Source organism: Streptomyces sp. MK7, from assembly GCF_032658145.1.
Taxonomy (GTDB): Bacteria; Actinomycetota; Actinomycetes; order Streptomycetales; family Streptomycetaceae; genus Streptomyces; species Streptomyces spiralis.
Genome location: NZ_JAVACL010000008.1, coordinates 94,146 through 111,552, shown reverse-complemented (window position 1 = coordinate 111,552; position 17,407 = coordinate 94,146). Strand labels below are relative to the sequence as shown.

At 69.9% G+C, this 17,407-nt stretch carries 13 protein-coding genes and 2 pseudogenes; 7 read left to right on the top strand and 8 right to left on the bottom strand.

The features are described 5' to 3' along the window. Positions 1 to 115: 115 nt before the first annotated feature. The 4 genes and pseudogenes from R2S09_RS12885 to R2S09_RS12870 form a co-directional block, all read right to left on the bottom strand. Positions 116 to 717: pseudogene (locus tag R2S09_RS12885) on the bottom strand (beta-galactosidase); the annotation flags it as partial. Between the two features lie 131 nt (positions 718 to 848). Next, positions 849 to 1,796, bottom strand: coding sequence for a carbohydrate ABC transporter permease (locus R2S09_RS12880; protein WP_316741031.1), 948 nt, complete (start codon positions 1,794 to 1,796; stop codon positions 849 to 851). After that, positions 1,793 to 2,839, bottom strand: a complete 1,047-nt coding sequence (locus R2S09_RS12875) for an ABC transporter permease subunit (RefSeq protein ID WP_316741030.1) — start codon at positions 2,837 to 2,839, stop codon at positions 1,793 to 1,795. Before R2S09_RS12875 ends, R2S09_RS12880 begins: the two co-directional genes overlap by 4 nt. A 27-nt stretch (positions 2,840 to 2,866) precedes the next feature. Then, positions 2,867 to 4,558 (bottom strand): extracellular solute-binding protein, encoded by a 1,692-nt coding sequence (locus tag R2S09_RS12870; protein WP_306190296.1) that lies wholly within the window; start codon positions 4,556 to 4,558, stop codon positions 2,867 to 2,869. A gap of 400 nt (positions 4,559 to 4,958) precedes the next feature. Here R2S09_RS12870 and R2S09_RS12865 point away from each other — a divergent pair, with 400 nt between their 5' ends. Further along, on the top strand, positions 4,959 to 7,826 hold the full coding sequence (locus R2S09_RS12865; RefSeq protein ID WP_316741029.1) for a glycoside hydrolase family 3 C-terminal domain-containing protein: 2,868 nt from the start codon (positions 4,959 to 4,961) through the stop codon (positions 7,824 to 7,826). Between the two features lie 622 nt (positions 7,827 to 8,448). On the opposite strand, the gene R2S09_RS12860 is transcribed toward R2S09_RS12865, so the two are convergent. Next, positions 8,449 to 8,793, bottom strand: a complete 345-nt coding sequence (locus R2S09_RS12860; protein ID WP_316741027.1) for a hypothetical protein — start codon at positions 8,791 to 8,793, stop codon at positions 8,449 to 8,451. 694 nt (positions 8,794 to 9,487) lie between these two features. Between R2S09_RS12860 and R2S09_RS12855 the strand changes: the two are divergent. Next, positions 9,488 to 10,165, top strand: a pseudogene (locus tag R2S09_RS12855) (HAD family hydrolase). Positions 10,166 to 10,362: 197 nt separating this feature from the next. On the opposite strand, the gene R2S09_RS12850 reads toward R2S09_RS12855, so the two are convergent. Both R2S09_RS12850 and R2S09_RS12845 read right to left on the bottom strand, forming a co-directional pair. Further along, positions 10,363 to 10,929 carry a hypothetical protein gene (locus tag R2S09_RS12850; RefSeq protein WP_316741025.1) on the bottom strand — a complete coding sequence of 189 codons (567 nt, stop codon included), beginning with the start codon at positions 10,927 to 10,929 and terminating at the stop codon, positions 10,363 to 10,365. A 13-nt stretch (positions 10,930 to 10,942) separates the two neighbouring features. Further along, positions 10,943 to 12,037, bottom strand: a complete 1,095-nt coding sequence (locus tag R2S09_RS12845) for a cupin (protein WP_316741023.1) — start codon at positions 12,035 to 12,037, stop codon at positions 10,943 to 10,945. Here R2S09_RS12845 and R2S09_RS12840 point away from each other — a divergent pair. Further along, a complete protein-coding gene (locus R2S09_RS12840; protein WP_399143946.1) occupies positions 11,945 to 13,342 on the top strand; it encodes a tol-pal system YbgF family protein in 1,398 nt (465 codons plus the stop codon). The genes R2S09_RS12845 and R2S09_RS12840 overlap by 93 nt on opposite strands. A gap of 514 nt (positions 13,343 to 13,856) precedes the next feature. Here the strand turns inward: R2S09_RS12840 and R2S09_RS12835 are convergent. Then, on the bottom strand, positions 13,857 to 14,681 hold the full coding sequence (locus tag R2S09_RS12835) for a GntR family transcriptional regulator (protein ID WP_316741020.1): 825 nt from the start codon (positions 14,679 to 14,681) through the stop codon (positions 13,857 to 13,859). Between the two features lie 8 nt (positions 14,682 to 14,689). Here R2S09_RS12835 and R2S09_RS12830 point away from each other — a divergent pair, with 8 nt between their 5' ends. From R2S09_RS12830 to R2S09_RS12815, 4 genes are read left to right on the top strand one after another with little or no spacing between them, the layout of a single operon-like run. Then, entirely contained in the window at positions 14,690 to 14,905 is a 216-nt protein-coding gene (locus tag R2S09_RS12830; RefSeq protein ID WP_316741018.1) for a hypothetical protein, read from the top strand. Next, positions 14,902 to 15,093, top strand: a complete 192-nt coding sequence (locus R2S09_RS12825; protein ID WP_316741016.1) for a hypothetical protein — start codon at positions 14,902 to 14,904, stop codon at positions 15,091 to 15,093. The genes R2S09_RS12830 and R2S09_RS12825 overlap by 4 nt, the downstream gene beginning before the upstream one ends. A gap of 1 nt (position 15,094) precedes the next feature. Next, the gene (locus R2S09_RS12820; protein ID WP_316741015.1) at positions 15,095 to 16,513 is read left to right on the top strand and encodes an FtsK/SpoIIIE domain-containing protein; all 1,419 of its coding nucleotides are present in this window, start codon (positions 15,095 to 15,097) and stop codon (positions 16,511 to 16,513) included. A 39-nt stretch (positions 16,514 to 16,552) separates the two neighbouring features. After that, a complete protein-coding gene (locus R2S09_RS12815) occupies positions 16,553 to 17,320 on the top strand; it encodes a DUF2637 domain-containing protein (protein ID WP_316741014.1) in 768 nt (255 codons plus the stop codon). The last annotated feature ends 87 nt before the right edge of the window (positions 17,321 to 17,407 follow it).

Sequence of the window (17,407 nt, the reverse complement as noted above, 5' to 3'; positions counted from 1 at the left end):
GTTGAGGTTCACGGACGCTCGATCGCTGTGCGGGCGGTGTCGTCCCTCCGGCACAGGCTTGGCGCCTGGGGCGGGGGATCCCGCCCTGTCCTGCCGCGACGTCGGTTGCAGCGTTGTTGTCGGCGTTGCAGGTGAAGCCGCAGGAGGAGCAGCAGAACCCGGCTTGGCTCCTGCGCGAGTTCTTGTCGATCCATCCGCACGCACTGCATCGCAGACTGGTGTACGGGGCCGGTACGTCTTCGACGCGCTCCGGAAGGCGGTGCCCCCAGGCGGCGTTGAGGGCGTCGAGGGTCACGTACTTCGCGCGCAGCCAGCGGCGGAACGCGGCGGCGGCCTCGTCGCCGTAGTCGTAGGTGCAGTACTCGTTGTTGATGTGCCACAGGGTCAGGGCGGGGTGGCCGGCGTACCGTGCGGCCAGGTCCTCGGTGATGGCGGCGGCGTAGCGGCGGTAGGTCGCCTGGAGTGCGAGAAGTGCTGACGGCCGCCCCACCACTCGGTGCGGCCGTCCTCGTCGCGCGGCAGGGTCTCGGGGTGCAGGCGGCCCATCCAGGGCGGGGGCGAGGAGGTGGGGGTGGCGACGACGACGCCGATGCCGCTCAGGTCCATCAGGTCCATGAGCCGGTCGAGTCAGCCGAACTCCCGTGCTCCCCAGCGTGGTTCGAGCTTAGCCCAGGAGAAGACACCGAGGGTGACGGAGTTGACGCCGGCGTCCTTCATCAGCCGGACGTCCTCCTGCCAGGTCTCCTCGGGCCACTGCTCGGGGTTGTAGTCGCCGCCGAAGAGGATGCGGCCCCGGGTGGCGGCGGCGAGGGTCGGCCGCCTGTGAGGACCGTACGGCGAGGAGGAGTTCACCCCTTCACCGCCCCCGTCAGCATGCCCTTCCTGAAGTGCTTCTGGACGAACGGCGACAGTACGGCCACCGGCAGCAGCGCCATGACCATGACCGCCATCTGCACGGCCAGCCCCGACAGCTGCCCGGTCCTGATGGCCTGCCCCAGCCCCACCGGGGCCTGCTGCTTCTGCACCAACTGGATCATGACGTTCTGCAACGGCATCATGCCCTGGCTGTTGAGGTACAGCGACGCGTTGAACCAGGCACTCCAGTACCCGACGGCGTAGAACAGCGTGATGACCGCCAGCACCGCCCGCGACAGGGGCATCACGATCCGCCACAGGATCCGGAAGTCCCCGGCCCCGTCGATCCGGGCGCTGTCGATGAGCTCCTGGGAGATCCCCATGAAGAATCCGCGCAGGACGAGGATGTTGAACACGCTGATCGCGCTGGGCAGGATCAGCGCCGGATAGGTGTCCGTCAGCCCGAGGGACTGCACGAGCAGATACGTCGGAATCAGGCCGGCGCTGAAGAACATGGTCGCCAGCAGGATCATCAGGACCCATCGATGTCCCAGCGAACCGGTCCGCGAGAGCCCGTACGCGCACAGGACGGACACCGTCATCGAGAACAGCGTGCCGACCAGCGTGATCAGCACGCTGATGACCGCGGCCCGGGTGACCTGCCCCCCGCTGAGGAGTTCCTTGTAGGCGATGAAGGTGATCCCCTTGGGCACCATCACCAGCCCGCCGGCCTCGTCGATGGTCCTGCGGGAGGACAGGCTGGTGACCACGACGATCCACAGCGGAAAAAGGATCCCCAGACAGGCGAGGGCGAGGACGAGCCCCTTGCCCGCCAGGCCGGCCCTGCCGGGTTCCTCCTCCCACACGGGCCGGGGCGGGGCGGCCCACCGGCCCCGCCGGGCGGCGGGCTCACGCACGGGCTTGTCGATGACGGCGGTCACTTCTTGTACACCCCCTGCTCGCCCATGAGATGGGCCACCTTGTTCGCGGCGAGCACCAGTCCGATGCTGACGACGCCCTTGACGAGGCCGGCGGCGGCCGCGTAGCCGAAGTCCTGGTTGCGCACGCCGTTCCACCACACGAAGGTGTCGAGGACCTCCCCCGCTCCGGGTCCGACGGCGTCGCGCTGGAGCAGGATCTGCTCGAAGCCGACCGTCAGCGCGTCACCGACGCGCAGCACCAGCAGCAGGGCGATCACCGGCCGCAGCGCGGGCAGGGTGACGTGCCACATCCGCCGCCGGCGCCCGGCGCCGTCCATCGCTGCGGCCTCGTACAGGTCCGGCGGGACGGAGGCCAGCGCGGCGAGGAAGACGATGATCCCCCACCCGGCGTCCTTCCACACGGTCTGCGCGGTGACGAGGAACTTGAAGGTCGACGGGTCGGACATGATGTCCAGTCCGTCGAAGCCGTGCTGCCGCAGCAGCTGCGACAACAGCCCGGCGCCGCCGAAGAGTTGCTGGAAGACGGCGATGACCAGCACCCAGGAGAAGAAGTGCGGCAGGTAGAGGACCGCCTGCGAGATCGCCCGGACCCGGGGCCTGGCCACGCTGTTGATGAGCAGGGCGAGCATGATCGGGACCGGGAAGTACAGGACGAGCTGGAGGAAGAACAGCACCAGGGTGTTCTGGACGGCGTTCCAGAAGGCCGAGTCCTCGAAGATCCGCTGGAAGTTCTCCAGCCCCACCCAGGGGCTGTGCAGGATCGAGACGACGCCGTTGTCGCTGATGTACGGGTCGTAGTCCTGGAAGGCGACGACGTTGCCGAGGATGGGCAGGTAGTTGAAGACCAGGACCAGGACGACGGCCGGCAGCGTCATCAGGAGCAGGACCCGGTCGCGTCGGAACCTGAGGCGGAAGCCCGGTCGGCCCGGCTCCTTCTTCTTCTCCCGCTTCTCCCGGGAAACGGTGGCGTCGCCGGACGCCACCGGGGTCTTCACCGGCGTACTGGCCTCGGCATCGCTCCGAGGCACCGTGCTGTGGGACACGGCCGATCTCCTTGCCTCAGTGCCGGGTCAGCTCGCCGCGGAGCCGTTGTCGTCGAGGAGCTTCTTGTACCAGTCGCGCAGCTTGTCCCCGCCCTTGCTCTTCCAGTCGGAGATGAACTGCTGCATGTCGCTGATCTTCTTGTGGCCGCGGGCGATGTCGTCCTCGAGCTGCTCCATGTCATTGGTGAGGCCGGCGTAGCGGTTGGGCTCGACGACCTGCAGGCCCCAGAAGGACGACTTCCTGGTGAAGGAGCCCATCCGCTGCTGCCACTCGACCATGCCCTTGGTGTAGTCCGGGAAGTCGGGGTGGGCGATGGTCGCGGCGGGGCTGGCGACCATGACGTAGGCGTTGGCGACCTCGAGGTTGCCCTTGTCGGTCTTGACGGGCACGCCGTTCTTCAGCGTGTAGTGGGTGCCCTCGATACCGTAGTTGGTCATCATCCACTCCTTGGTGCCGTACGGCGCCGCGGTGACGTTGGCGACGGCCAGCGCGTCGTGGATGACGGACTCGGAGGCCTTCTTGTTGACGAAGGCGAAGATGGAGGCCGGGTTCGCGGCCCACAGGACGGGGTTGCCGCCGTCATGGCCCCACAGGTCCATGCCCCAGACCTTGAAGTCCGGGTTCTGGGCGGCCTGGATCGCCTGCTGCCCGTACCAGTTGGAGATGTCGTTGTTCCAGATCAGGAACTCGCCGGCGGCGAACTTGGAGCTGGGGTCGGTGGCCTGGCTCTTGCCCAGCCTGAAGTCGGGGTGGACGTAGCCGGCGGCGAACAGCTTGCGCGTCCACTCCAGCGCCTCCAGGTACTCCGGGGTCTCCATGCGGTGGGTCATCCTGCCGTCGACCATGGTCCAGCTGAGGGACTTCTCCCCGCCGCTGATCACGCCGAAGGTGTTGAACGCGGTCCACTTCATGTCGCCGCAGGCCCACCGCTTGGCCTTGGGGCTGCTGATCTCCTTGCACAGGTCCATGAACTCGTCGGCGGACTTCGGGACTTCGTAGCCCTGCTTGTCGAAGATGTCCTGGCGGTAGAGGGGCACGATGTTCTGCACGTACGAGGCGGGCATCGGCAGGCCCATCAGCCTGCCGCCGAAGATGGAGCGCTGCCAGGCGTCACCGGGGATCGCCGCCAGGTTCGGGTACTCCTTGACCTTGTCGCCGGACAGGTAGGGACCGAGGTCGGCGAACTTGCCGATGATGGCGCTGGGGATCTTGCCGGTCATGTTCCAGCCCGGGATGACCACCACGTCCGGGATGTCGCTGGAGGCGAGGACCGCGCCGAGCTTCTGGTCGTAGGTGTTGCCGTCCTGGTTCTGCCACTGGACGTCGACGCCGATCATGTCGTTCGCCGCGGTGTAGTAGGCGCAGGTCTGCTTCGGCGGGGACCCCCAGAACGGCGACATGACGGTGACCTTGCCGCCCTTGCCGAGCTTCTTCGGCACCGAGGTCTTCAGGCCGGCGATGTCGAGCTTGCCGGTGAAGCCCATCGCCGAGCCGTTCTTGGACGGGATGTCCGGCGTCACCACGTTGCCGGCCACGTAGGCCGGCAACAGCTTCTTCGCGTCCTTGCCCGACGAGGTGCCCCCGCCCGAGCCGCTGTCCGAGCCGCCGCAGGCGGCGAGCAGCGGCATTCCTCCGGCCACGGCTGCGGTGGCGACCGCCGTGGAGGCGAGGAAGCTTCTCCGGCTGGGGCCGGCGGAGGCGGGGGCGGCGTTCGTCATTGCGTCAACCCTTCGTGGCGCACCGGGGCACCCTGGCGGTGGCGCAGTCGGCTGCGGTGTCCCGATGTCTCGATGTCCCGAGTGGAGCTGGCTGTCTCGAGTGGAGCTGGCTGAGCTGAAGCGGTCCTCGGAGGATGTTCCGTCGTCCCCGAGGGGCGGCTCACTGCGTCGAAGCGCTTCGATGTTGCTGCGAGGTTAAGTGAAGCCCTAGGGGTGCACAAGAGTCGGATCGAAGTTTCCTCGATGCCGCCGAGGGTGCCTCGTGCTCCAACACGTCGTGAAACGACAGTGGATTGGCGGACTTCCTGCCTCGAGGTGTCTTGACACCCACCCCGGAGCCGACTGAGCATCGAAGCGCTTCGAAAGAGGCCCGCCGCTCCAGCCCAAGGGGACCCCCAACGTGACCGTACGCACGCCTCCCACACCACCCTTCCGCGATCCGCGACTGCCGTTCGCGAAGCGCGTCGACGATCTGCTGGCACGGCTGACCCTCGACGAGAAGGTCTCCTTCCTGCACCAGTTCGCGCCCGCCGTCGAGCGGCTCGGCATCGACGCCTTCCGCACCGGCCAGGAGGCCCTCCACGGGGTGGCCTGGATGGGCCCGGCGACGGTGTTCCCGCAGGCCGTCGGGCTCGGTGCGACCTGGAACGACGAACTGGTGCGCCGGATCGGCGAGGCGGTCTCCAAGGAGGTCCGGGCCATGCGCGCCCGTGACGAGCGCGTCGGCCTCAACGTCTGGGCGCCGACCGTCAACCTGCTGCGCCACCCCCTCTGGGGCCGCAACGAGGAGGGCTACTCGGAGGACCCCGGGCTGACGTCGGCGATCGCCACCGCCTACACCCGGGGGCTGCGCGGGGACCACCCGACGTACTGGCGCACCGCGCCCGTCCTCAAGCACTGGCTGGCGCACAACAACGAGACCCACCGGGACACCACGTCGTCCTCCGTGCGCCCGCGCGTACTGCACGAGTACGACCTGAGGGCCTTCCGCGACGCCGTACGGGCGGGCGCGGTGGCCGGGGTGATGCCCGCCTACAACCTGGTCAACGGCCGCCCCAACCACGTCTCCCCCCACCTGGGCGAGCACCTGCGCACCTGGACCGACCAGGACCTGCTCGTCTGCTCGGACGCCGGCGCACCCTCCAACCTGGTCGACTCCGAGCACTACTTCGCCACCCATGAGGAGGCCACCGCCGCCGCGCTGCTCGCCGGTGTGGACAGCTTCACCGACCACGGCACCGACCCGGCGAAGACCGTGGCACGCCTGAGAGCCGCGCTCGACCAGGGCCTGTTGACGGAGGCGGACGTCGACACGGCCGTGCGCCGCCAGGTCTCGGTGCGTTTCCGGCTCGGCGAGTTCGACCCCGAGCACGATCCGTACGCCGCCACCACCGGCGAGTTCGACACCCCGGAGCACCGCGCCCTCGCCCAGGAGGCAGCCGAGCAGGCGGTGGTGCTGCTGAAGAACGACGGCCTGCTGCCCCTCGCCCCCGGCACCCGGATCGCCGTGGTCGGGCTGCTCGCCGACGAGTGCAAACTCGACTGGTACAGCGGCACGCTGCTGCACCGCTGCACCCCGCTGGAGGGCCTGTACGAGCGGTTCGGCGCCGAACGCGTCGACTTCGCCGAGGGCGTGGACCGGGTCCGGCTGCGCACCGGCAGCGGCGCCTGGCTGCACGTTCCGCCCGCCGGGGAGGCGGACGAGCCGGTGCGCGGCGCGGAGGGCGCCCTCGACCCGGCCCTGCTGGCCGGCCGCACCGACCTGCCCCCGCTCACCACCGACCCCACCGGCACCGAACTCGCCCTGACCGACTGGGGCGACGGCGTGCTGACCCTGCGCGCGCCGGACGGCCGGTATCTCTCGGTGGCCGACGACGGCTACGTCCGCGCCTCGGCCGACCAGCCCGGCGGCTGGGTGGTGCAGGAGACGTTCCGCCTCGAACCCCACGGGCAACCCCACGAGAACCGTCACCTCCTGCGGCACATCGGCACTGGTCGCCACGTGTGTGTCGCCGCCGACGGCGTGAAGGTTGCCGGGGAGGACGGACCGGACCCGGAGGTCTTCGAGCTGGTCGTGGCCGAGCGCGGCGAGGAGGCGGTGGCCCGGGCCGCCGCCGGGGCCGACGTGGTGCTGGTGGTCGCGGGCAACGACCCGCACATCGGCGGCCGCGAGACGGAGGACCGTACGACCCTGCGCCTGCCCGGCCACCAGGAACGGCTGCTGAGCGCCGCCCGCGCCGCCAACCCGAACACGGCGCTGGTGCTGGTCTCGGCGTACCCGTACGCCGTCGACCCCGAGCCGCTGCGTGCGATGCTGTGGACCGCGCACGGCGGGCAGGCGGCCGGCACCGCGCTGGCCCGGGTGCTCGCCGGCGACGTCTCCCCCGCCGGCCGGCTCCCGCAGACCTGGTACGCGAACGACTCCGACCTGCCCGGCCTGCTCGACTACGACATCATCGGCAGCCGCCAGACCTACCTCTACTTCGAGGGCACCCCGCTGTTCCCGTTCGGGCACGGGCTGTCGTACGCGTCGTTCGCCTACGACGGCCTGACCGCCCGCGCCGACGGCGAGACGGTCCGCGTCTCCTGCACCGTCACCAACACCGGGGACGTCACCGCCGACGAGGTCGTCCAGCTCTACCTGCGGGCGGTGAACCCCTCGGTCCCCCGCCCGCGCCGCGAACTGGCCGCCCACCGCCGCATCACGCTCGCCCCGGGCGGCTCACTGGAGCCCGTCTTCGAAGTCCCGCTGTCCGCCTTCGAATTCTGGGACGTCGCCCAGGGCCGCCGGCGTCTGGAGCCGGGCCCCTACGAACTGCTCGTCGGCGCCTCCAGCGAGGACATCCGCCTGCGCACCACCCTCACGCTCGACGGTGAACCCGGTGCACCCCGCCCGGTGCGCGAACGCGGCCTGGAGGCCGCCGACTTCGACGAGCAGTCCGGCATCGAGATCGTCGACCGGACGAGGACGTCGGGTGACGCGGTGACGGCGGCGACCGGACGGACGGGCGAACTGGTCTACCGCAGCTGCGACTTCCGGGAGGGCGTCCGGGAGGTAGCCGCCGAGCTGTCCGGTGCGGGCGTCGCCGAGATCTCCCTGGACGGCGGCCCGGTCCTCGCCGTCCTCACCCCGGCCCCGGCCACGCCCAGGCCGGATCCCTACGGGTACACCACCGTCCGCGCCGAGTTCACCGCCGAGGGCGTGCACGACGTCCGTCTCGAGCTGCGCGGCCCGCTGCGGCTCGCGCGCGTCGGCTTCTCCGGTTGAGGGTCCGGAAGGAGCCGGCACAGGACGACGGCCGCAGCCCCCGCACAGTGGGTTCTTCGCATATGGCCTGACCTGGTGTTTCTCTCCGGCCTGGGCAGACGCGAGCCGTTTCGGGCCGCCTCAACCCATCTCGGCCCGGCTGAAGACTTCTTAGCCCCGTGCCGTGTTCCCGCGGGAACACGGCAACGGAAACCGTAGCGCGATGCCGTCACGACCCGCGTCTTCTTGCCTCAGAGGTCCCATCCGCCCACGCCGGCGCCAAGTCGGCTGGAGCGCATCGCTGCCTCGCCGCACCCGTTCCACAAATAGGGGGTGGGCCCGGCGCTCTGCAGGCAGCCCACCTTGATAGTCCCGACCAAGTCGCGGAGTACGAAGCGGTACGACCCCCCCCTCCGACCTGCGGCTTTTCCATCCCCCCAGCTCAGCACCCCGCCTGAGCCCGTCTCAACCCGTCTCGGCCCGACTCACACGCCTCAGGGAGGCCACTTCGGGAGCAACGAGAGCACGCTCGGGAGCACCACCAGGGAGGCGGTCAACCGCTGCCTCCGGCCGAGGACCGACTGAACCCCAGGCGCCCACGGCGGGCGGCCTCCCGCTACTCCTCGCCACTCAGCGCAACGGTTCAGCGCAGCACTGCGGCGCGCACGGCCGCGGCCAGCTCCACCGCAGTCGGCCGCAACTCCGGGGGCTGCGCCAGCACGGTGGTCGACAGGACTCGCTGCACGCCCGGCCACATCGACGGAGACCGGACCTGGAACGCGCCTTTGCCGATCGCGCGGCGCAGCTCGGAGGCGGTCAGCTGCGCCGGGTCCGCGCCGGCGCCCTCGTAGTCGAGCGGCCAGTCACCGGTGATCGCCCACCACAGGGACGCAGCCAGCGTGTAGACCTCCGCCGGCTGGCTCGGCGCCACGGGGCGCATTCCGTCCTCGACGGCCGCCGCCAGCTCCGGGGCCAGCAGATGCGGCATGCCTCCCCGGAAGAGACTCGACGCCTGCATCCGGGCCGGGTGCCACGCCCATGACCAGTCGATCAACGCGACACCGCGCGCCGTGTGAATGGCATGGCCAGGCTGTAGGTCTGAGTGCACCCACCCGGTCCGGTGCAGACGCCCGACCGCCTCGCACAGCTCCACCACATACCGGGCTGCCCGGCGCTCGTCGCCGCCCCCCTCGCGGAGGCCACGCAGCGCCTCCCACGTCGACGGTCCCTCATACCAAGGCGTCACCAGCCATGACGTGCTCTGAGATCTTCCGGACGCGCGCAAGGCGCGTGGCTGCCCTACGGCGGCCAAGACGTCCGCCTCCCGGCTGACGACGCTCGCCCCTTCTCCTGAGCCCGTCTTCACCGCAACCGGCCCGGCCGGCCCTGTGACCTGCCACACGGCACAGCCGCGCCGGTCCGTGATCGGGCGGTACCGCACCGGCCCCCCGCACGCCTCCTCCACCGCCTCACGCGCCTCTGAAGGCACCGGCCTGAGATCGGTTACCGTTCTTTCGCCGGTAGTACCTGACTCGTGCCCCGATGGGCAGCTTCGGTGAATCGACCATGCGCCCTCCCGTGTCCCGTCAGAGTAGGGCGGTCGCCGACGTCGCGGGTACCTTCCGCAACGATCGGGGGACACACAGCTACCCGGCCAACCGTTCAACATCGGAGGGGAACGCGTGCCGCAACTCGTTCTGTGGGACATCGACCACACGCTCATCGACACCCGAGGCGTCGGCCGCGAGCTGTCGGCCGCGGCATTCGAAGAGGTCACAGGCCAACCGATGCTCCAGCAAGCGAAGATCGACGGGATTACCGAAGCAGTGATCTTCCGCGAGACCGCCGCGCTTCACGGCCTCACCACCGATCGGGCAGACTTCGAACGCTTCGCGGCTGCTCTCACCGCACAGCACATCGAGCACGCCAGCGAGCTGCGGGAGCGAGGCCACGCGCTCCCGGGCGCTGCCGCGGCGCTCGAGGCCCTTGCTGCCGCCGGAATGCGTTAGACGGTCGTCAGCGGCAACGTGCGAGCCGTTGCCGAGATCAAGCTCAGCGTGTTCGGCCTGGACACACACATCCAGTGGGACGGCGGCGCCTACGGCGAAGACGCCGATCTCCGGCCAGGTCTCGTCAAGCTGGCCCTCGCCCGCTCATCTGCTGCCGCCTCGGACGCTGCGCTCATCGGCGACACACCCGCCGATGTCGAGGGCGGCCGTGAAACCGGAGTCCGAGTCATCGGCGTCGCAACAGGCCGCTCCTCCGCAGACGAGCTGCACGCCGCAGGCGCCCAGGCCGTGATCCACGACCTCCCCGACACCGCCGCGCTCCTCAAGCTCGTCACCGCTGGCACGCTGTAAGCGCAGCAGCCGGGCGACGGGGATCAGGCGTCGTACCCCTTCTGCCGCACGACCGGCCCCCACTTCGCGGCAACGACGGCGAAGCAGCCCCGGCACAACGGGCTCCCGCCCAAGCCGTATCTCTTGCACTTCTCCGAGCTTCTCTGCACTTCACCCGAACGGGCGGCGAGGAGATTTCATGGTGGCAAGGAGCCCTGCTAAGAGGCTTCCGGGTGGAGTCCGTATTCGGCCAGCCACCCGAGCAGCTCGTGACGGGATGCCTGGATAAGGCGCCCTCCCGTGAAGCGAGTGTCGTCGGTGACCTCTGCGATGCACTCGGCAGGGGGGACAAAGTTCCGTGCTTCCTCATCTGTAGTGAACTCGGCCTCTGCGAGTACCAAGCCCTGCAAGTGACCGTCGAAGACGTCAACGCCCAAGGGCGGAACGCTGAAACGGGTCTTCGACAGCAGGGCGGCTGGCAGTGAGGCAAGCACGTCGTACTCGGCCGGCGCCAGGTACGTATTCGTGATCAGCCCCTGGATGGCGCCAGGCTGAGAGATCGGGACCTTCTGGGAGAGCTTGAGCTCACAGCGGCCATCCGAGAAGTCGGCCCGACGCAACCGCAAGCGCGTTCCTGCCACATACCGGTCGTTGATTACGCGACTGACGGTAACCGCCGACTGCGCTGGCGGCTCAGCCAGCAGGAACCGCCTCTCCCGCTCGACGCGTGCGTACTTGCCAGGGTGAACCGCTTGGCCTTCAACCCCACCTCTTTTGTCCATCATGAGGGACAGCCTCTCAGCCGCGAGGGCGCGGAAACTCAAGGTCAACAGTGGTTCGTCGTCGTGAGCGGATGGCGTCCGTTCTACTTGCTCCGCAGTCTTCGAACAGAATAGAACGCGACCGGCGGTGTCCACTGTCAGTGACGTCTCGTACCGTATGCGTATGTCCTCTTCCCCCCGGCCTTCGGGCCAGGTCACCCCTGCGCGGGATCAGGTCAACGAGCAGATCCGCCGTCTCATGGACCAGAAGCCGAGCCCGGAGCGCACCGCCGCGTACCAACTTGCCCTTGAGGCGTGGGCGGCCGGCTCCCGCGACGGTGCAGGTGGTCGCGGGTATGTAGGTGCGCTCGGCAAGCACGCGCCGGGTGTTGACCCGCCGGTCGATGGAGGCGCCCGCGCTGTCGGGGATGACGTCGATCGGGCTGCGGCGGACGACGACCGGCCCGGAGATGTACAGCCACGCGGTGCCGGGCGGGGCCGGCATGCCGTCCGGGCCGCTGTTGGCCGCGGAGTACCCGGAGCCGACGATCACACAGTTCCCGGCGAGCGTCGGCAGCCGGTTCCCGTCGACGTAGGCGATGTTGCAGCAGCCGAGGAGCGCGGCGGCGCCGGTGGGCACGTGCAGGGTGCCGACGCCGCCGTACGACTCGGCCAAGCAGCCCTCCAGCGCGGCCACGCCCTGCGCGATCGACACCGGCCCCGCCGCGGGGGTCAGGTCGATCGCGCGCGGGGCAAGCGTGTACCGCCAGAACGCGGACTCGACGGCCTGCTGCTCCCCCAGCTCCAGCGAGGCCCGCACGTGGTCGATGGCCTCCTGGTACGACCAGCCGATCGTGGAGCACCGCACACCGGCGTAGATCGTGACCGGGTCGGCCTCTTCGTGGATCGGCGGGAAGAACTCCTTCTGCGTCGGCGGGCTTCCGGGGCTTTCGTCGCCCAACGACTCGTCGGGCGGGCACCAGTCGGTGTCACGGACTGGGGAGCAGCCCAGTGCCATCCACTCGACACCGAGCAGCTCGTGCTCGTCGGTGACGTCGATGACGTTCGTGCAGCCGCCGAGGATCCCGTACGGGAGCGGACGCCCAGGAATTGTCTCTACGCGTCGTCTCATACCTGCAGGTGGCACGTCAGATCACCCCCACGGGGAGCAACCGACGCGCCGACGACGGTCGTTGTACCTGAGGAGAGGGCCGACGGCGCTCCACACGCCGCCGACCCAAACCGACCCCTTGGCAAGAAGGAGTACGGCCTTGACGGCCGACCTTACGGCACCCCTCGCTGCTGTCCCAACGCCCATCTCACCCATGCCGAGGCCGGGCTGCCAGTTCCACGCGATCGCTCCTCCGCGGCTGCGGATACCGTGGAAGGGGTGATCGACCTGGGGAGGCTGGATATGGACCCGTCCCGCCGCAGTGTCCTGGGTGCCGGCCTGTTCTCCGTGGCCGTCACCATTCCCGGCTGGCCTGATGTAGTCGGGCGTGCCGATGCCATTCGGTCCGGCCGCACGACCCGCATCGGCATGAACGAAGTGGACATGGTCGTCGCCATGACCGAGCGCGTCTCGGAACTGGACGACGAGTTCGGCGGCCGTCACGCACGCCCCATGGCGGCCTCGTTCATGGTCAACACCGTGGCCTCCTACCTGCGTGCCGACGCACCCGAGGACGTACGCAAGGCGATGCTGTCCGCCGCCTCGGACCTGCTCTACTTGACCGGCTACATGGCCGTGGACGAAGGTCTGCACGGTCTCGCGCAGCGCTACTACGTCAAGGCCCTGGAGCTGGCAGGCGCTGCCGAGGACCACCTGACGTACTGCACCACCCTGCGGGGCATGAGCGTCCAGGCGGTCGACCTCCGCCACGGGGTGAAGGCTATGGAGTTGGCCGATGCCGCCGCCGCGGCTTCCCCGAAAGCCGGCCCTCGGATGCTGGCCTTCCTCTTCGGCCAGCAGGCGCACGCTGCCGCGCAGACCGGCGACCGTGCGGGCGCGCTGCGCTACATCCGGGAGGCCGAGGCGGCCATGGACCGTGCCGAGTCACGCGGCAAGGCGTTCGGCTCGTATGACCCCTCTTCACTCAACTACCATGTGAGTCAGGTGCGTTACGAACTTGGTGACAAGGCCGGAGCCGTCGAAGCCATGCAACAAGCGGACCGGCTCCGCCCCAGCGCGTACCAGCGCACACGCGTACACCGTCGCGGCCTGTTGGCAGAGCGGCAGTTGGAACTCGGCCACCTCGAAGCAGCCTGCGCCACCTGGCACCAGGCCCTCGACGACTACCCCAAGGTGCAGTCCGGCCGCGCCGACGACCGCGTGAAGGCGATGTTCGGTCTCTTGCGCCCTCATCTGAAGAACGCGACGGCGCTCGACCTGTACGACCGAGCACGGACGATCGCACCACCGTCGCTGGTCACCTGATCCCCGTCGCTCCTTCAAGCTCAGCCACAGAAAGTCAGCCACGACGGCGGGTGCGCCGACAGATCACCCGCCACGTGTGCTTCCAGCAACCCCGCACCGGCCTCAACCACGCCTCTTCCTTCCGTCACAGCATCCGCCCCGCTCCGGCCTGGCCGCTCAGCAGCGGGATGGGCTACTCGATCTCTGGCTTCGCCTGTGACCCACGCCGACGACGATCGATCGCGGCCTTCGGTGCTGCAGCCTGACGTGGTGCTGTGCGGCGTTCGGCGGAGTCGGCCTGGCGGCGCCGCTGCGGTTGCTTCCGGGATCGGAGTCGGCTCACTTGTCTGCCACTGCGCGCCGAGTGGCCGGTGGCCGTCGCCAGCGGGGCGGCAGACAGGAGCGGGCGGCGGCCACCGGCCGCCGACGCGCGGCGGCCCGCGCAAGCGGGACGCCCTTCTTGATCAAGTAAAGAAACTCTGAACAGCTCTCCGAAGGCCATCCCCGTGTTGCCGCACCGTGGCGTGGTCCGGGGTCAGCGTCGACGTCGGCCTTCGGCGAGCCTGTCGCGTAGGAGTTGGGCCTTGGCGGCGTTCTCCTCTGGTGTGTAGTTGCCGCTGAGGCGCTTGCGTTGCTCCATGACGGCGCGCATGGCGTCCCGGTGGGCGGTGGCGGCTTCAAACTCGGCGCCGGCCTTCGCGAAGCGTTCTTCGGCGGCCTCCAGTTCGGCGGCGACCTCGTCGTCGGTCTTGCCGCTGAGTCTTACGGCCTCTTCGTCCGCGCGGCGCTGAGCTGTCGCCTGTTCCAGCGATTCGTTGTAGCGCTTGAGGAACTGATCACGCGGGCCGAGCTGGCGGACGAAGACGCCCCGGCCCTGTACGGAGTAGATCAGCCCTTCCTCCTTGAGGACCCGCAGGGCGTTCTGCGCGGTGGAGTTGGCGATGCCGAACTGAGCTTGCAGGTCGCGGGCGGAGGGGAGCTTGGTCCCCGGTGCGAGCTGGCCGTCCTGGATCTGCTTGCGGAGCGCGTCCGCGGTCTGCACGTACGGCGGTCGGGGGTCGTCGGCCGGTGCGACCTGCCATCCCCGCTGAAGGTCACCGAGTCCGACGTATGCGGGGTCCGACTCGCTGGCGGCGGCCTCTTCTTCGTGCTCGGCCTCCGCGTCCTGAGCGCGCACGTAGCTGCCCCGGCCGAGGACGGAGTAGATCAGCCCTTCCTCTTTGAGCAGGCGCAGGGCGTTCTGGACCGTCGAGCTCGCGATCCCGAAGCGCCGTTGCAGCTCGCGCGCGGAGGGCAGTCGCTCGCCCGGACGCAGCTCGCCGTCACGGATGGCGGCGCGTAGGACGTCGGCGGCCTGCACTGTACACCGTGACCGTGATGCTCATGGAGGACGGCCGGGCCGAGGCCCTGAAGATCACGGTCCCGGAGACGGGCCTGGCGGCCGGGCTGAAGCCGGGCGTGATGGTCCGGCCGGTGGAGCTGTTCGCCACCCCGTGGGCGCGGATCTTCAACGGTCGGCTCTCCGACGGCGTCGCCTACCGCGCCGCCCGCCTGGAGCTGGTCGCGGCGGAGGCAGCGCAGTGACCGGCCCCGACAGCCAGGGGCCGCAGCGGAGTCCGCACACGCTGCGCCCCTTGCCGGGCACCGAGGGCAAGGCGGCGTTCGCCGCCTCCGGCGCGGTGCTCGCCCTGCTCGGCCTGACCCCAGCGGAAGCGGCCGGGCTGGACCTGGCCGACATGCTCCGCCTGATATCCGAGACCGAGGGGGACTGACGTGGAGGACCTGACCGACCGCGCGCCGCAGGTGCTGCTGATCGTGGCCGTGCTGGCGGGGGCGTGGCTGCTGTGGACGATGGTGCGCTATATCCGTGCCGACCGGGGCACGCGGGTCAGTATGCGGCAGGCCGTCCGGGTGCGCTGGGGCTGGGTGCGCCTCGCGCGGATGGCCGGGCTGACGGTCACCGACAAGACCCCGGGCCTGCTCGCCCAGCTCACCGCGCCCAAGGACGGCCCTGCCCCCGCACCCCGGGTGCTGACTCCCAGGATCAAGGTGAAGCCGGACCGGTTCGGGGTGATCGTGCGGGCCAGGACGCTGCCGCGGGTCGGATTGGAGGAGTACCAGAAGGCGGCACGCTTTCTGGCGGATGCCTGGCGGTGCACGCGGGTCTCCGTCCTGCCGGACGGGCCTGGTCGGGTGGTGATCCGTGGCGTGCGCTCCGACCCGTTGACCACGCCGACCAGGCACCGGCCCACCGGCGGACCGCCAGAGGACGTGGCGCGCTGGGAGTTGGGGGTGGACGAGTACGCGGCGCCGGTGTGCGTGTCTCTGGCGAACGTGCCCGGGGTGACGGTGGCCGGCACACCCGGCGCGGGCAAGACCTCGGGGATCAACAAGTTCGTCTGTGACCTCGCGCCGTCGGCGGCCGTGCAGATCGTGGGCTTCGACGGGAAGGTATCGCGGGCCTCGGAGGGCGACTACGCGGACCTGGCCAAGCGGATGTTCGCGTTCTGCGGTGACGACCTGGACGAGGCCAACACGCTGTTCAAGCGCCTGGTTCAGCTGCGTCGTCGGCGGTCGTCGGTGATCCGTGACGTGCTGGGCGTGAAGAACATGTGGCACGTCGGCCCCTCGCGGCTGTGGCCGCTCACCGTGGTCCTTATCGATGAGGCGCACACGTTCTTCCGCGAGCACAAGGGCAGCGACGCTGAGACGAAACGTTTGGCCGCGCTGACGGCGGAGAACGCCCGGCTGGTGGAGGACCTGGTCAAGAAGGGCCGCAGCGTCGGCATCCTGACCATCCTGATCAGCCAGAAGACCACCGGGGATGCCATCCCGACGTTCATCCGCGACGTGTGCCCGGTCGGGCTGTCGTTCGCACAGAAGACGGTGGAAGCCGCGGTGGCCGCACTCGGTGACGACATCCGCAACTGGCCGGACGCCAGCCCGGTCACCTTGCAGGACCCCGCCTATGTCGGGGTCGCGGTGATGGCGATGCAGGGCCGTCCCGGCTTCACCCGCATCCGCACCCCCTACGTCTCCGACGCCGACGCCGTCCGTATCGCGGAAGCCACCTCCCACCTGACCGCCGACCCTGCCCTGTGCCTGGACGCACTCCTCGACACCACCGGCCACACGGGCCCCGGCGACGACGACGGGCCGGACGGCCCGGCCGTCCCCCTGGCCAAGCCCTGAACGCCCCCAATCCCCATGCCCCGAGAGGAGGCCCCGCGCATGGCGGAAGAACGGTTCACCCGGCGCACTGTGACCGTGGTGATGGCTGTGATCGCGGTCCTGGCCTTCGTCTTCTCCTTCGGCAACATCTGGGCGCTGGCCCTGCGGCTCGGCGTCCCCCGCCCAATCGCGCCTCTGATCGCGCCCATGGTGGACCTGTCCGTCATCGGACTCCTGGTCGCCCTGCGGTTCCTCGCCCTGCGCGGCGTGTCCAAGGCGGAGCTGAAGGCCGGCACCCGGCTGCTGCACCTGTGCGGGCTGCTCACTCTCGCGCTGAACACCGCCGAGCCGCTGCTGACCGGACGCTACGGCCGGGCCTGCCTGGACACCGTCGCCCCGCTCCTACTCCTGGGCTGGGGCCACGTCGGCCCCGCCTTCCTCGCCTACTTCCACACCGCCGCACACCAGGAGGACGCCACCACAACCACCCCAGGCCCCGCGCCCATCGCCGAGCCGGTGCCCACTACCGCGCCCGCTCCCGAGACCGCGCCCCCGGTCCCGGCCCCTGAACCGGTCCCCACCGCGACACCTGCGCCGACCCTGGCCGAAGCACCCGCCGTGATGGAGGCGCCCGGCTCCGCCCCGGCCGTCGCCAAGGCCCCTGCCACCGGCCCTCGCCCGGCCCTGCCCGCCGCACTGCTGAGTGCGGCCCGGCGCATCGCGGACACCCACCACGCCGAGCACGGAACACCGGTCACCGCCGCCCAGCTCGCTACCCGCATGGGCATCGCCCTGCCGGTGGCCACCGTCGCCCTCGCTCAACCCTGAGCCACCGGGCCACCGGCCGGATCACCCCTCCCTGAAATCCACGCCCACCCCATGGGCCTGGTTCGTCATGCCCCAAGCAGCACCAAC